The following is a 14,587-nucleotide window of genomic DNA, read 5'->3' as shown; positions in this document are numbered from 1 at the left end:
TCACCGCATCTTACCGTGGGGACAAATTTTGAGTGATTCCAATCTCCAGCGCACCGCGCTCTACCAGCTTCATATCGACCTTGGCGCAAAAATGGTGCCCTTCGCCGGTTATGAAATGCCTGTGCAATATCCTCTGGGTGTAAAGAAAGAGCACCTTCATACCAGAGAAGCGGCAGGGTTGTTCGATGTATCGCACATGGGGCAAATTCGCCTTCAAGGTGAAAATATAGCTCGGGAGCTGGAGAAAATACTGCCTCAAGATGTGCTCGGTCTGGCAGAGGGGCGTCAACGCTACGGCTTAATGCTAAATGAGCAAGGCGGTATTCGTGACGATCTGATGTTTGCCAATCGCGGCGATGATTTTCTACTAGTGGTCAATGCCGCATGTAAAAACGACGATGCCGCCTGGCTGCGTGAGCACCTGCCTTCATCAATACAGGTTGAGCTGCAAAATGATCGCGCACTACTGGCGTTGCAGGGGCCAAAAGCTCGCGCGGTGCTAAGCAAGTTGGCGCCGACAACGGCTGCCATGCGCTTTATGGATACGGGTTTTATCAGCGTGGCGGGCATTGATTGCTGGCTGAGCTGCTCCGGTTACACTGGCGAGGATGGCTATGAAATTTCCGTGGCCAGCGCCGATGCCGAAAAATTAGCAAAAGCGCTTTTAGCTGAACCTGAAGTGGAGGCTATTGGTCTGGGGGCTCGCGACTCGTTGCGTCTCGAGGCCGGGCTGTGCTTGTACGGGCACGATATGGACCAATCTCGCAGCCCAATTGAAGCGGGCTTGTTGTGGGCAATCCAAAAATGCCGGCGTCCAGGCGGCGAGAGAGAGGGCGGATACATCGGCGCCAACGTGATTGCTCAGCAGCTACAAGACGGCGTCGCTGAGAAGCGGGTGCTGTTAGATGTGGAAGGGCGAGCGCCGGTTCGTGAACACAGCGCCATTGTTAACGCTGACGGCGAACATGTCGGTGAGGTCTGCAGTGGGGGCTTTGGTCCGTCGACGGGGGGACCGCTGGCGATGGCCTACATCGCGTGTTCGGTGGTGGAGCAGCAAGCGCTGTTTGCCGAGCTGAGAGGCAAGAAAATTCCAGTTGCCGTTCGCAGCGGCAGTTTTGTTCCCCAGCGCTACTATCGCGGCTAATGCATCCCTTTCAGCTGGGCGTCATAGAAGGTTTCTACGGCCGCCAGTGGAGTTGGCCCCAGCGTCAGTCTCTGCCGGAGATGCTGGCGGATTGGGGCTATTCGGCGTATATCTACGCCCCTAAAGGCGACAGCAGTCTGCGTAGTCGTTGGCGCGAGGATTTCGACCCGGGGCACTTTGCGCGATTGCGCAGCCTCTCGGAATCCGCGCGCGAAGCCGGTATTGGCTGGGGGGTCGGTCTGTCTCCTGCCGGTCTGCAAGCTCACTTCACGGAAGCGGATGGCGCTGACCTGAGGCGAAAGCTGCAACAAATTAAAGCGCTGTGGCCATCCCAGTTATGGATTTTGTTTGATGACCTGCCTGCTGGGGTGCCTGAATTGGCAGTCAGCCAATTACGAGTGGTGGATGCAGTTCGGCAGGTGTTGCCCGATACCCCGCTGGCGATTTGCCCGAGCTATTACAGCGAAGACCCGATATTGGAAAGCCTGTTTGGCGATTGCCCGAAGGATTATTTTGCGACGCTCAATGAAGGCTTGGCCGAGGAGGTCGATATCCTGTGGACGGGGCCGCGCGTTATTTCTGCCGCCTACGACGCTGACGACATGCATCGAGCCGCGTCGATCCTTGGCCGAAGGCCATTGTTGTGGGATAACTACCCTGTCAATGATGGCAAAAAGAGCAGTCGCTTTCTCAATACCCTGCCATTTTCCGGGCGCCCGTCGTCATTAAAAACGCTGGCGAGCGGACATTTCGTGAACCCGATGAACCAGTTTCACCTATCGTTACTACCGCTGATGGGTCTCGCCTCGGTATATGCAGGCGAAACTATAGCGCAAGACAGCCTTTTCAAGGCTGCGTTGGGGAGTTTGCCCGAAGACTTGGCGCAATTATTGGCGGAGTATGCGCCAATGTTCCAGAATGAGGGCTTGGATGGTATGCCGGCGGCATTAAAAGCGGCAATTGCATCCAGGTGTGACCGCATAGCGCATCCCGCTGCAGGGGAGTTGGCTGCTTGGCTGCGTGAGGAGTACAGGTTTGACCCGGATTGCCTGACCGAGTAGCTCGGGTGAGCGGGGATTTTACGTGGCGGCTTGCCATAAATTACGCTTTCCGGTAGTTTTAGCACCCGAATGTTTACATGGTAAACATGTTGCTTCAGGCAAATGCCGCCGCCAACATCTCGACTAGAGAACTCGAATAGAGGGAAAACAATGATTTATCAAGGCAAGGCGTTAAGCGCAAGCTTTCTGGAAGATGGCATCGCGGAGCTCTGCTTCGACCTCCAGGGCGATTCCGTCAACAAATTTAACCGCATCACTCTCGAAGAGTTGGGGGAGGCGACCAAAGCTTTGGCTGCCGAATCCGGATTGAAAGGTGTTGTGGTTACCAGTGGTAAGGCGGTATTTATCGTCGGCGCTGACATCACCGAATTCACCGAGCTGTTCAAGTTGCCAGATGACGAGCTGCGTCAATGGTGCTCGCAAGCTAATGATGTGTTCAACGCTTTTGAAGACCTGCCGGTACCCACTGTCGCTGCCATCAACGGCGTTGCATTGGGCGGTGGTTATGAGATGTGTTTGGCCTGTGACTTCCGCGTGATGTCTAGCAGCGCTGTGGTTGGTCTGCCCGAAGTGAAACTGGGTATCAACCCAGGTTTTGGGGGCACTGTGCGTCTGCCACGTGTTATTGGTTGCGACAACGCGAACCTGTGGGTGGCTACTGGTAACCAGCAAAAGCCTGATGCTGCCTTGAAAGATGGCGGCGTAGATGCGGTGGTTGCACCTGAGTTATTGAAAGATGCTGCCGTTGATTTGCTGAAGAAAACCATTGCCGGTGAGTTTGATTACCAAGCGCGCCGCGAAGAGAAAAAATCGCCCGTCAAGCTGAACGATATTGAGCGCATGATGGCCTTTACTACTGGTAAAGCCATGGTTGCACAGCAAGCAGGTAAGAACATGCCCGCGCCTGTGACTGCCGTAAAATCGATGGAGCGCAACGCGACGTTGAGCCGCGATGAAGCTATCGAAGTTGAAATTGACCATTTCATCAAGCTGGTACGCACCCCGCAGTCTAACGCGTTGGTCGGCTTGTTCCTGAACGAGCAGAGCGTTAGTAAAGCAGCCAAAGCCGCGGCGAAAGCCGGTGGCGACGTAAAACAAGGCGCAGTTTTGGGCGCCGGTATCATGGGTGGCGGTATCGCTTACCAATCTGCCTACAAAGGCACGCCCATTTTGATGAAAGATATCGCTGAAGCCGGTCTTGAGCTGGGTTTGAAAGAAGCTGGCAAGCTGCTTTCCAAGCGCGTTGCTCGCGGTCGTATGACCCCGGATAAAATGGCCTCAGTACTGAGCAGCATTCGTCCCACCTTGAATTACGATGGGTTTGACGCTGCCGACGTGATCGTCGAAGCGGTTGTTGAGAATCCCAAGGTGAAGCACGCCGTACTTGCTGAGACCGAAAAGCACATCCGTGAAGATGCGGTTTTGGCTTCTAATACTTCTACAATCTCTATTAGCTATCTTGCAGAAGCTCTTGAAAGACCAGAGAATTTCTGTGGTATGCACTTCTTTAACCCTGTGCATGCCATGCCTTTGGTAGAGGTTATTCGCGGCGAAAAAACCAGCGATGCCACCGTTGCGCGCACCGTTAAATATGCCCTGCAAATGGGTAAAACGCCTATCGTCGTTAACGACTGCCCAGGCTTCTTTGTAAACCGCGTGCTGTTCCCATACTTCGCTGGCTTCGACATGCTGGTTCGCGACGGTGCGGATTTCCGCCACGTAGACAAAGTAATGGAAAGCTTCGGTATGCCAATGGGTCCGGCTTACCTGATGGACGTGGTGGGTATCGATACCGGCTTCCACGCTGCAGAGGTAATGGCAGAAGGCTTCCCGGATCGCATGCGCCACGACTTCAAAGGCATCTCTCAAATGATGTTTGAAGCAAACCGCTACGGCCAGAAAAATGGCCTGGGTTTCTACAAATACGAGGAAGACAAGCGCGGTAAGCCCAAGAAGGCCGAGGACGAAACGGCTCTGTCTATGGCGGCACAAGCGCAGCAAAACAAAGTGGAAATCAGCGATGAGGACATTCTCGCTCGCATGATGATCCCAATGTGTGTTGAAACGGTTCGCTGTTTGGACGAGGGGATTGTTCGCGACCCTGCCGATGCCGATATGGGCTTGGTGATGGGTATCGGTTTCCCGGTATTCCGCGGTGGCGCACTGCGCTACATCGACCAAATGGGCGTGAAGGCATTTGTAGAAATGGCTGATCGCTACGCTGATCTTGGCAAGCTTTACCAGGTTACTGACAGCCTGCGTGAGATGGCGGCCAAAGGCGAATCTTTCTTTAAATAATCGGGCGGAGACTGAAACATGAACTTCAAAGCAAATGATGTAGTCATTGTAGATTGCGCCCGTACTGCGATGGGCCGCTCTAAGAACGGCGTATTTCGCAATGTGCGCGCAGAAAATATGTCGGCGGCGCTGGTAGACGCGTTGCTGGCGCGCAATCCCGGTGTTGATCCCGCTTCCTTCGAAGACGTGATCTGGGGCTGTGTAAACCAAACCAACGAGCAGGGCTGGAATATTGCCCGCATGATGTCGGTGATGACTAAGCTGCCCCACGAAGTGGCTGGTCAGACGGTTAGCCGCTTGTGTGGTTCCTCGATGTCAGCCCTGCATACTGCAGCGGCGTCAATTACTGCAGGCCTCGGCGATACCTTCCTGGTGGGTGGTGTTGAGCACATGGGGCACTTGGCGATGAACCACGGTGTTGACCCCAACCCTCAGGCGAGCAAGTACGTGGCGCGCGCTGCGGGCATGATGGGTATGACCGCCGAAGCGCTGGGTATGTTGCACGGCATTAGCCGTGAGCAGCAGGACGAATTTGGTCTGCGCTCCCATCTGCGTGCAGCTGCCGCGCAGGAGCAGGGTTTATTCGACAACGAAATCGTTGCCATCGAAGGTCACGACGAAGAAGGTCGCAAGATCCTGGTGAAAGCCGATACGACCGTTCGCCCTGAAACCACGCTGGAAAGTCTGGCTCAGTTGCGTCCTGCTTTTGATCCTAAAAATGGTACCGTAACTGCGGGTACCAGCTCGCAGATTGCCGACGGCGCATCAGCAATGATCGTTATGTCTGGTCAGCGGGCGATGGACCTCGGTCTCACGCCGCGCGCGAAAGTGCGCAGCATGGCCGTGGCAGGGGTTGATCCCTCAATCATGGGCTACGGTCCTGTGCCATCAACCCAAAAAGCACTGAAGCGTGTTGGCTTGACGATGGATGATATCGATACTGTTGAGCTGAACGAGGCCTTTGCCGCGCAAGCTCTGCCAGTATTGAAGGACCTGGGTCTGCTGGACAAGATGGACGAGAAAGTGAACCTGCATGGTGGCGCAATCGCGTTGGGTCACCCCTTCGGCTGTTCCGGTACCCGTATCATCGGCACGCTGCTTAACGTTATGGAGCAAAAAGATACCAGTGTGGGTCTTGCTACCATGTGTATCGGCATGGGCCAGGGTATCAGCACGATTATTGAGCGCGTATAAGCGTTCAGCCCCTCCGGCCCCTTTGTGGGGCCTTGTCGCAGGGCTTTGCTTGATTGCGGGCAGACCCTGTGGCACAATTCCGACCCTCGTTTGGCAGCAGTCAAACGAAGTCACGTTAAGTCGTTAGTTTTCAACGATTTACAAGTGTGCGGATGTGGTGAAATTGGTATACACGCCAGATTTAGGTTCTGGTGCCGCAAGGCGTGAGAGTTCGAGTCTCTCCATCCGCACCATTTCATAGAATTCTTTAAGCGGGCTGGCATTGAAAGAGCCAGGTCGTGTGATTGATCGCTTTTGAGGAACTTCCATGCAAGTCTCAGTTGAAACGACGTCAGGTCTTGAGCGTCGCTTAATCGTAGGTGTACCTGCCGCTCGTGTTGACAGTGCCGTAGACAGCCGCCTGCAAGAAGCTGCGAAAACCGTCAAGCTGAACGGTTTCCGCCCCGGTAAGGTGCCGATGAAGGTTGTTCGTCAGCGCTTCGGTCAATCTGTGCGTATGGAAGTGTTGGGTCAGGTAATGAATGACTCATTTTACGAGGCAATTCAGGAGCAGGGTCTCAAGCCTGCAGGTCGCCCTGAAATTGAGCCCAAAAGCATGGATGAAGGCAAAGATATCGAATTCGTTGCCACATTTGAGGTGTTCCCCGAGATTGAGTTGCTGGATTACAGCAGCATCGAGGTCAAGAAGCCGGTATCTGAAATCACCGACGCCGACCTGGATAAAATGATCGAAAACCTTCGTAAGCAGCGCGCTAGCTGGGAAGCGGTAGAGCGTGAGGCAGCGACGGGCGATCAAGTGAATATCGACTTTGTTGGCACAAAGGACGGTGAAGAATTCGAAGGTGGAAAAGGCGAAGGGACCGATCTGGAATTGGGTTCAGGTCGTATGATTCCAGGCTTTGAAGACGGTATTGTCGGCATGAAGGCTGGCGAAGAGAAAGTGGTAGCGCTGAGCTTCCCTGAGGACTATCACAGTGAAGAGCTTAAAGGTGCCGCGGTAGAATTTGCGATCACCGTGAACGCGGTGAAAGAGCAGGCGCTGCCCGAACTGAATGATGAGTTCTTTAAAATGTTCGGTGTGGAAGAGGGCGGTGAAGACGCTTTCCGTGCTGAAGTTAAAAAGAATATGGAACGCGAGTTGAAAAATGCGACAAAGACCCGCATTAAAACTCAAGTGATGGACGGTGTTCTTGACGTGCACGCTGAGCTGCAAGTGCCCAAGGCACTGGTCGCTCAGGAAATTGATGCCTTGCGCAACCAGCAAATGCAGCAATTTGGTGCATTGGCGGAAAAGTTGAACCCCGCGGATATCCTGCCAGACGACCTGTTCCGCGAGAATGCAGAGCGCCGCGTTAAGCTGGGCCTGGTATTGAACGAGCTGATTGCTGCGGAAGAGATTAAAGCTGATGCCGATAAAGTGCGTGCCACTTTAGAGGAAATGGCAGCAAGCTATGAAGATAAAGAAGAAGTTATCAACTACTACATGAGCCAGCCGCAGCAATTGCAGCAGATTGAGGGCATGGTTATTGAAGAGGAAGTAGTTGAAAAACTTCTTGAAAAAGCGAAGGTTAGCGAAGAAACTTTAAGCTACGAAGAAGTTATGTCTCCGCCAGCTCAGGAAGACGAAGAAGATTGATCACACTAGTTCACTAGTGCTCTTCGTCAAGCGGCTGAACTTCGGTTCCGCCGCTTGATTTTTTTCTGGCATGCCATAACGTAACAGTCAATTCACGACACAGAAGAGAATTGCGTATGTCCCGAAACTCCTTTGATGGAATCAATAACAATACAATTAACAACTTGGGGCTCGTGCCCATGGTTGTTGAGCAAACGGCACGCGGTGAACGGTCTTACGATATTTACTCCCGCCTGCTCAAAGAGCGCGTGATCTTCTGTGTGGGCCCTGTTGAAGACCACATGGCTAACCTGATTGTGGCGCAGATGCTGTTTTTGGAGTCCGAGAACCCCGATAAAGATATCCATTTGTATATCAATTCGCCCGGCGGGTCGGTAACCGCGGGTTTGTCGATTTACGACACCATGAGCTTTATCAAACCCGACGTAAGTACGATGTGTATTGGCCAAGCGGCCAGTATGGGTGCCTTCCTGTTGAGTGGTGGTGCCAAGGGCAAGCGTTTTATTCTGCCTAACGCGCGGACGATGATTCACCAGCCCAGCGGCGGTGCACAGGGGCAGGCGACAGATATCGATATCCATGCGCGCGAAATTTTGATCATTCGCGAACGTCTGAATCAATTAATGGCTGAGCATACCGGCCAGGATTACGAAACCATTGCTCGCGACACCGAGCGCGACAACTTTATGAATGCTCAGCAGTCGTGCGATTACGGACTTGTTGATCAGGTTATTACGTCACGTAGCTAAGGGGGGCGCGTCCTCGCGGGCGCGGCCGTTCACTTGCAAAACAGGGCAAAAGGGGTCATCTTAAGATCAGAAAAAGATGCCCAATACGTCGACAAGGTGATTGTTAATGAGTAGTAAAGACGGCGCAGATGACAACGGCAAGCTGCTGTATTGTTCGTTTTGCGGCAAAAGTCAGCATGAAGTACGCAAGCTGATTGCGGGGCCTTCGGTATTTATCTGTGATGAATGCGTGGACCTCTGTAACGATATTATCCGTGAAGAGGTTCAGGAAGCGGCCAGCGAGGCGGGCAGTGACAAGCTGCCGTCGCCGCAGGAGATTAATGCGACCCTGGATCAGTACGTTATTGGTCAGGCGCGCGCCAAGAAGGTGTTGGCGGTTGCGGTATACAACCACTACAAGCGACTCCGCCACGGCGATAAAAGCAAGGACGAAGTAGAGCTGGGCAAGAGTAATATCTTGTTGGTGGGGCCAACCGGCAGTGGTAAGACGTTGCTGGCCGAGACGCTCGCTCGTTTGTTGGATGTCCCGTTCACAATCGCTGATGCAACAACGCTGACGGAAGCTGGCTACGTCGGCGAAGACGTTGAGAACATCATTCAAAAGCTGTTGCAGAAGTGCGACTACGATGTTGAAAAAGCCCAGATGGGTATTGTCTACATTGATGAGATCGACAAAATCTCTCGCAAGTCAGATAACCCCTCAATTACCCGGGATGTCTCCGGTGAGGGCGTTCAGCAAGCGCTGTTGAAGTTAATTGAGGGCACGGTAGCCTCGGTTCCCCCGCAGGGCGGTCGGAAGCACCCACAGCAGGAGTTTTTGCAGGTAGATACCTCGAATATCCTGTTTATCTGTGGCGGTGCCTTTGCGGGCCTTGATCGGGTCATCCGTGACCGCTCTGAGAAAGGTGGCATCGGCTTCGGTGCGGAGGTCAAAAGTAAGGACGAATCCCGCAATGTGGGTGAAGTACTGGCTGACGTCGAACCAGAGGATCTGGTGCGTTACGGCTTGATCCCCGAGTTTGTCGGCCGACTGCCGGTGATTGCTACGCTCGAAGAGCTCGATGCGGAGGCGCTTGTCAGCATCCTGACTCAGCCGCGTAATGCGCTAACCAAGCAGTACGCCAAGCTCTTCGACATGGAAGGTGTTGAGGTTGATTTCCGTGAAGACGGGCTTCGGGCCGTTGCTGAGAAGGCCATGGTTCGTAAGACAGGTGCGCGGGGGCTGCGCTCGATCCTGGAGTCTGTACTCCTGGATACCATGTATGACCTGCCGTCCACGGATAATGTCAGCAAGGTCGTGGTGGATGCATCGGTGATCAATGGTGAATCGCCACCTATTCTGGTCTACAGCGACCAAAGAAAGGTCGCTCCAGAGGAATAAACCTACGTAAAGCCGCCTGATTCCCAGGCGGCTTTTTTGTCAGTTTGTTTACAGTCAAGTCTTGTATTTCTGCCTTCAAATCCCCATCTTAGAACCATAACCGCCTGCATATCGTAAAACGGTATACCTGCTGTGCGGGCCCAAAATGATTCAAAAAGAGGCGAGCTAATGGCTGACAAGCGTGAAACTCTAGAGTTGCCGCTGCTTCCCCTGCGAGATGTAGTTGTCTATCCCCACATGGTTATCCCTTTGTTCGTAGGCCGAGATAAGTCGATTCGGGCTCTCGAGCTGGCCATGGCTGACAACAAAGAAATTATTCTCGCAGCACAAAAAAATCCAGATGTGGATGAACCTTCCACAGAAGACCTGTATGACATTGGCACCGTCGCCAATATTCTTCAGTTGTTGAAATTGCCTGATGGCACCGTCAAGGTGCTTGTTGAAGGTGATTATCGCGCACAGATAGACGCTATCGCTGCTGAGGACGAGTATTTCAGAGCAGAGGCCTCGCCAATTGTTGAGCGGAAGATCCCGGATGAAGAGTCTGAGGTGATGCTGCGCTCTGCTATCTCCCAGTTTGAGAAATACATTAATTTAAGCAAGAAGATCCCTTCTGAAGTACTGACCTCTCTATCCGGTATTGATGAGCCTGGTCGTCTGGCAGACACCGTTGCCGCTCACATGAGCATGGAGCTCGAGCAGAAGCAGGCGGTATTGGAAATGAGTGATGAGCGCGAGCGCTTAGAGCACTTAATGGCGCTGATGGAGTCGGAGATCGACCTGTTTCAAGTAGAAAAACGCATTCGCGGGCGCGTTAAGAAGCAGATGGAAAAAAGCCAGCGTGAGTACTACCTCAATGAACAGATGAAAGCGATCCAGCGCGAGTTGGGCGAATCAGAAGAGGGCGCCAACGAGCTTGAAGAGCTTGAGAAGCGCGTCGCTGAATCTGGTATGAGCAAAGAGGCGCTTGAGAAAGCCAAGGCTGAGCTTTCTAAGCTAAAAATGATGTCGCCAATGTCTGCTGAGGCCTCAGTTGTACGCGGCTATATCGATTGGCTGGTAAATATCCCCTGGCAGAAGCGCTCGCGTGTAAAACATGACCTCAAACGCGCGCAAGAAATCCTTAACAGCGATCACTACGGTCTTGAAGAGGTTAAGGAGCGTATCCTCGAGTATTTGGCTGTACAAAAACGCGTTAAGAAAGTGAAAGGGCCCGTGCTGTGCTTGGTGGGGCCGCCAGGGGTAGGTAAAACATCGCTGGGTGAGTCGATCGCACGTTCAACGAATCGGAAGTTTGTTCGGATGGCGCTTGGCGGGGTTCGCGACGAGGCAGAGATTCGCGGTCATCGCCGCACATACATTGGCTCCATGCCGGGTAAAGTTATTCAGAAAATGTCTAAGACAGGCGTGCGTAACCCGCTGTTCTTGTTAGACGAAATTGACAAGATGGGGATGGATCATCGCGGCGACCCGGCATCGGCGCTGCTTGAAGTGTTGGATCCGGAGCAAAACCACGCCTTTAACGATCATTACCTCGAGGTGGACTACGATTTATCCGACGTCATGTTTATTTGCACGTCGAATTCGTTGAATATTCCCCCGGCATTGCTGGACCGGATGGAAGTTATCCGCATACCCGGATACACCGAAGATGAGAAGATCAACATAGCGCGGCGCTACCTCATTCCTAAACAGCTGAAGAATAACGGTTTGAAGGACAAAGAAGCGTCTATCGGCGACGAAGTGATTCAAGATATTGTCAGGTACTACACTCGCGAGGCAGGTGTCAGGGGCCTGGAAAGAGAGATCGCCAAGGTTTGCCGTAAAATTGTTAAGAATGTGGCGCTTAGCGACGATAAGTCGCCCATAGAGGTCACCTCGCAAAACTTGGAAGAGTACCTGGGTGTTCGCAAATTTACCTTCGGTAAAGCGGAGGAAGAAAACAAGGTTGGTCAAGTAACAGGGCTGGCGTGGACGCAAGTGGGTGGTGAGCTGCTAACCATTGAGGCGGTGTCGGTGGTTGGTAAGGGCCGCCACATCCAAACCGGGTCGCTGGGCGATGTTATGCAGGAGTCGATTCAAGCTGCTATGACGGTAGTGCGTAGCCGGTCTAAGCGTTTGGGCGTGCCGGCGAAGTATCACGACCGCCACGACATTCATATTCACATGCCTGAAGGCGCAACGCCGAAAGACGGGCCGTCCGCTGGTATAGGTATGTGTACCGCGCTGGTTTCTGTTATCACCGGAATTCCGGTCCGCAGCGACGTGGCGATGACCGGTGAGATCACTTTGCGCGGTCAGGTATTGGCGATTGGCGGCTTGAAAGAGAAGCTTCTGGCCGCGCACCGCGGCGGTATTACCACAGTGCTGATCCCGGCCGAAAATGAACGCGATCTAAAGGAAATTCCGGAAAATATTAAAGCCGATCTCGATATTAAACCGGTCAAGTGGATTGACGAAGTGCTTAATATAGCGCTTGAGCGCGTGCCCGAGGAGATTTCGGAGGAGGAATACCTCGCGGGTTTGAGTGATGAGCAGAAAGCGCTGGAAAACAATCCGGAAGGAGAAAAAGACAGCCGAATCAGTGCCCACTGAGTCGGCTGAGTGCAGGCGGTAGAGCTTGCTGTTCTGGTCATCCAGTGATCAGGCTGCAAGCCGCATGTGCTCTATGCTTCGCAGTTTTACGATAATGCGGCCAGTGATGCAGAGTTTCCTTGACCGCCCCAGAAGCAGTTGGTATAAATCCTTCTCTCTGAGTCGGCGGCTACTGTCATCGTGTTTACATGCTAACGTCGCCACCAGCTTTGCAATACAGTTTTTCATAACAATTCGAAGGGGAAGGATAAGTGAATAAATCTGAGCTAATCGACGCCATTGCCGAGTCAGCAGATCTCTCTAAAGCGTCGGCCGGTCGTGCACTGGACGCAGCAGTTGAAGCCATTACTAACGCGCTGAAGTCTGACGACTCTGTGTCGCTGGTCGGTTTTGGTACTTTCAGTGTTAAAGAGCGCGCTGCTCGCACTGGCCGTAACCCCCAGACTGGTGCGCCAATTGAAATTGCTGCTGCGAAGATTCCTAGCTTCAAGGCTGGTAAAGCGCTGAAAGACGCCTGCAACTAAGTTCAGTTGCGACAGTCATAGCGTTAGACAGAGTCGTCGCGAAGAGGTACCGCCTCTGTCGAAAGGCGCATCGAAAGATGCGCTTTTTTTATATTTGAATGGGTTCAAAGGTAAATGCTGCAAAATATCCGCAACAATATCCAAGGTACCGCTGCCAAGGTCATTATCGCCATTATCGTGGTGCCATTTGCGTTCTTTGGTATCGACAGCCTTTTCAGTGGTGGCTCACAGACACCGGCCGCGGTAGTAAATGGTGAAAAAATTTCTCAGGCGGAGTTGCAGCAGGCACTTGCCATGCAGAAACGCCGCTTGATCAACATGATGGGCGACAAACTCGAGCCCTCGATGCTTGACGATGCCGTGTTGCGCAAGCCGGCTTTAGACTCGCTGATTAAACAGCAGTTGCTTTTGCAAGCGGCAGAAGACGCGGGAATTGAGATTTCAGACCAGCAGCTAAATATCACCATCGCCTCCATGCCTCAGTTCCAGGAAGATGGTCGTTTTTCACAAGAGCGCTACCAGCAAGTATTGCGCCTGCAGGGCTACAACAGCGCGTTGTTCAAACAATTACTACGCTCTGACTTACTTATTCAGCAGCTGTCGGCATCTGTGGCGGCATCGGCTTTCGTTACTGAAAGAGAGTTGGACGAAGCCATCGCCTATATCCACGAAAGCCGCGATTTTCAAACCGTCACCGTGCCGCTCGAAAAATATCGCAAGTCAATCACGCTGACTGATGAAGAGCTCAAAAGCTACTACGAAGAAAATGGCGCGCGCTTCCAGAGCGAACCCAAGGTAAAAGTGTCATATCTGGAGCTGAAAGAAGAGCAGTTCTACGAGCCTGTGTCTGAACAGCAAGTGGTCGCCGAGTACGAGCGCCTTATCGAGGGGATGACGCAGGATACAGAGCGAGAAGCAGCTCATATACTGTTAGAAATTGACGATGAGCTTAATCGCGACCAGGCGGTAGCCAAGCTCAATGAAGTTAAGCAGCGTCTGTTATCCGGCGAATCGTTCGCCGAATTAGCTAAGTCGTTGTCCGAGGACCCAGGCTCAGCGTCCAACGGCGGAAACCTGGGCTTTACAGCAGGTGACAGCTTTCCAGCAGAATTTGAAGATGCCCTGGCAGCGCTTGAGGCGGGGCAAGTCTCCGACCCTGTTGAAACTGAAGCAGGTGTCCACTTAATTAAGTTGCTGAGCGTCAAGCAGCCAGAGGTGCCCAGTTTGGATTCGGAGCGCTTGGCAATTACTGAAAGACTTCGTCGCCAAAAGGCGCGTCCGAAGTTATTGGCGGCGGTTGAGTCGCTGCGCGATCTCGTCTTTAACGCAGAAAGCCTCGCTATGCCGGCTGCCGAGCTGGAACTGGAAGTTAAGCGCAGCGACTGGCTTTCTTCTGAGGATAATGACGGCTTGTTTGCTGACCAGAGAGTCAAACAAGCCGCGTTTGATAGCGAGTTGAGAGAACAAGAGTTAAACAGCGATGTGTTTGAACTGGCTCCTGATCACTTCTTGGTGTTGCACGTCGATCAATATCAAGCGCCCCAGCTGCGGCCCTTTGAAGATGTGCGAGCAGAAATTGAAGTGAGCTTGCAAACAGAGAAAGCGGCACAGCAGGCAAAAGCCGACGCCCAGGAGATAGAGCAACAATTAGCTGCCGGTCAGCGTGCAGAGGCAGTTGCCAAGCAGCACGGTCTGGACTGGCAGGTGATGCAGGATATCCGCCGCAGTGACATCAGCGTAGAGCCGGCACTGCGACGTTTCGTATTTGAATTGGCGGCACCGGCGCAAGACAAGGCCGTTGCGGCGACCTTGCATCAACAGAGTGGTGATTACACGGTCGTTCAACTTCTTGCGAGCGAGCCCGGTCAACGCGCCGCTCTCGAGGCCGAAGCATTGTTAAATTTGCGTCGAAGCGTTGCTCAGAATGCGTCATCTCAAGCGTTTGCTAACTATTTTAACAATTTGTGGAACAACGCAGATATCACCATCAACTAACAGGTTGATA

The 14,587-nt window shown here is 52.9% G+C and carries 10 protein-coding genes and 1 tRNA gene; all 11 read left to right on the top strand.

Annotated elements, in window-relative coordinates:
- Positions 1–28 precede the first annotated feature (28 nt).
- The 11 genes from gcvT to B3K78_RS08280 all read left to right on the top strand — a co-directional run bounded on the left by gcvT (position 29) and on the right by B3K78_RS08280 (position 14,577).
- Complete coding sequence (gene gcvT / locus B3K78_RS08330) at positions 29–1,144, top strand: glycine cleavage system aminomethyltransferase GcvT (protein ID WP_286695087.1); 1,116 nt, start codon at positions 29–31, stop codon at positions 1,142–1,144.
- Entirely contained in the window at positions 1,144–2,205 is a 1,062-nt protein-coding gene (locus tag B3K78_RS08325; protein ID WP_286695086.1) for a beta-N-acetylglucosaminidase domain-containing protein, read from the top strand. Before gcvT ends, B3K78_RS08325 begins: the two co-directional genes overlap by 1 nt.
- Positions 2,206–2,355: 150 nt before the next feature.
- Positions 2,356–4,503, top strand: coding sequence for a fatty acid oxidation complex subunit alpha FadB (fadB, locus tag B3K78_RS08320; protein ID WP_286695085.1), 2,148 nt, complete (start codon positions 2,356–2,358; stop codon positions 4,501–4,503).
- A gap of 18 nt (positions 4,504–4,521) precedes the next feature.
- The gene (gene fadA, locus B3K78_RS08315) at positions 4,522–5,697 is read left to right on the top strand and encodes an acetyl-CoA C-acyltransferase FadA (RefSeq protein WP_286695084.1); all 1,176 of its coding nucleotides are present in this window, start codon (positions 4,522–4,524) and stop codon (positions 5,695–5,697) included.
- Between the two features lie 148 nt (positions 5,698–5,845).
- Positions 5,846–5,930 (top strand) — tRNA-Leu (locus B3K78_RS08310).
- 74 nt (positions 5,931–6,004) lie between these two features.
- A complete protein-coding gene (gene tig, locus B3K78_RS08305) occupies positions 6,005–7,333 on the top strand; it encodes a trigger factor (protein WP_204996493.1) in 1,329 nt (442 codons plus the stop codon).
- A 116-nt stretch (positions 7,334–7,449) separates the two neighbouring features.
- Positions 7,450–8,082, top strand: coding sequence for an ATP-dependent Clp endopeptidase proteolytic subunit ClpP (gene clpP, locus B3K78_RS08300; RefSeq protein ID WP_036256150.1), 633 nt, complete (start codon positions 7,450–7,452; stop codon positions 8,080–8,082).
- 106 nt (positions 8,083–8,188) lie between these two features.
- A complete protein-coding gene (gene clpX, locus B3K78_RS08295) occupies positions 8,189–9,463 on the top strand; it encodes an ATP-dependent Clp protease ATP-binding subunit ClpX (protein ID WP_027873787.1) in 1,275 nt (424 codons plus the stop codon).
- A 168-nt stretch (positions 9,464–9,631) separates the two neighbouring features.
- Positions 9,632–12,058 (top strand): endopeptidase La, encoded by a 2,427-nt coding sequence (gene lon / locus B3K78_RS08290; protein ID WP_286695083.1) that lies wholly within the window; start codon positions 9,632–9,634, stop codon positions 12,056–12,058.
- A gap of 251 nt (positions 12,059–12,309) precedes the next feature.
- Positions 12,310–12,582 carry a non-specific DNA-binding protein Hbs gene (gene hbs, locus B3K78_RS08285; protein WP_027873785.1) on the top strand — a complete coding sequence of 91 codons (273 nt, stop codon included), beginning with the start codon at positions 12,310–12,312 and terminating at the stop codon, positions 12,580–12,582.
- A gap of 114 nt (positions 12,583–12,696) precedes the next feature.
- Positions 12,697–14,577 (top strand): SurA N-terminal domain-containing protein, encoded by a 1,881-nt coding sequence (locus tag B3K78_RS08280; protein WP_286695082.1) that lies wholly within the window; start codon positions 12,697–12,699, stop codon positions 14,575–14,577.
- Positions 14,578–14,587: the final 10 nt, after the last annotated feature.

The organism is Spongiibacter sp. UBA1325, from assembly GCF_002306875.1.
In the GTDB taxonomy this organism is placed as follows: domain Bacteria; phylum Pseudomonadota; class Gammaproteobacteria; order Pseudomonadales; family Spongiibacteraceae; genus Spongiibacter; species Spongiibacter marinus.
This window is presented reverse-complemented; position numbering and strand designations above follow the sequence as displayed.

Coding starts and splice junctions, on each gene's coding strand:
- clpP (WP_036256150.1), top strand. CDS start 7,450: ATGTCCCGAAACTCCTTTGATGGAATCAATAACAATACAATTAACAAC.
- clpX (WP_027873787.1), top strand. CDS start 8,189: ATGAGTAGTAAAGACGGCGCAGATGACAACGGCAAGCTGCTGTATTGT.
- lon (WP_286695083.1), top strand. CDS start 9,632: ATGGCTGACAAGCGTGAAACTCTAGAGTTGCCGCTGCTTCCCCTGCGA.
- tig (WP_204996493.1), top strand. CDS start 6,005: ATGCAAGTCTCAGTTGAAACGACGTCAGGTCTTGAGCGTCGCTTAATC.
- B3K78_RS08280 (WP_286695082.1), top strand. CDS start 12,697: ATGCTGCAAAATATCCGCAACAATATCCAAGGTACCGCTGCCAAGGTC.
- fadB (WP_286695085.1), top strand. CDS start 2,356: ATGATTTATCAAGGCAAGGCGTTAAGCGCAAGCTTTCTGGAAGATGGC.
- B3K78_RS08325 (WP_286695086.1), top strand. CDS start 1,144: ATGCATCCCTTTCAGCTGGGCGTCATAGAAGGTTTCTACGGCCGCCAG.
- fadA (WP_286695084.1), top strand. CDS start 4,522: ATGAACTTCAAAGCAAATGATGTAGTCATTGTAGATTGCGCCCGTACT.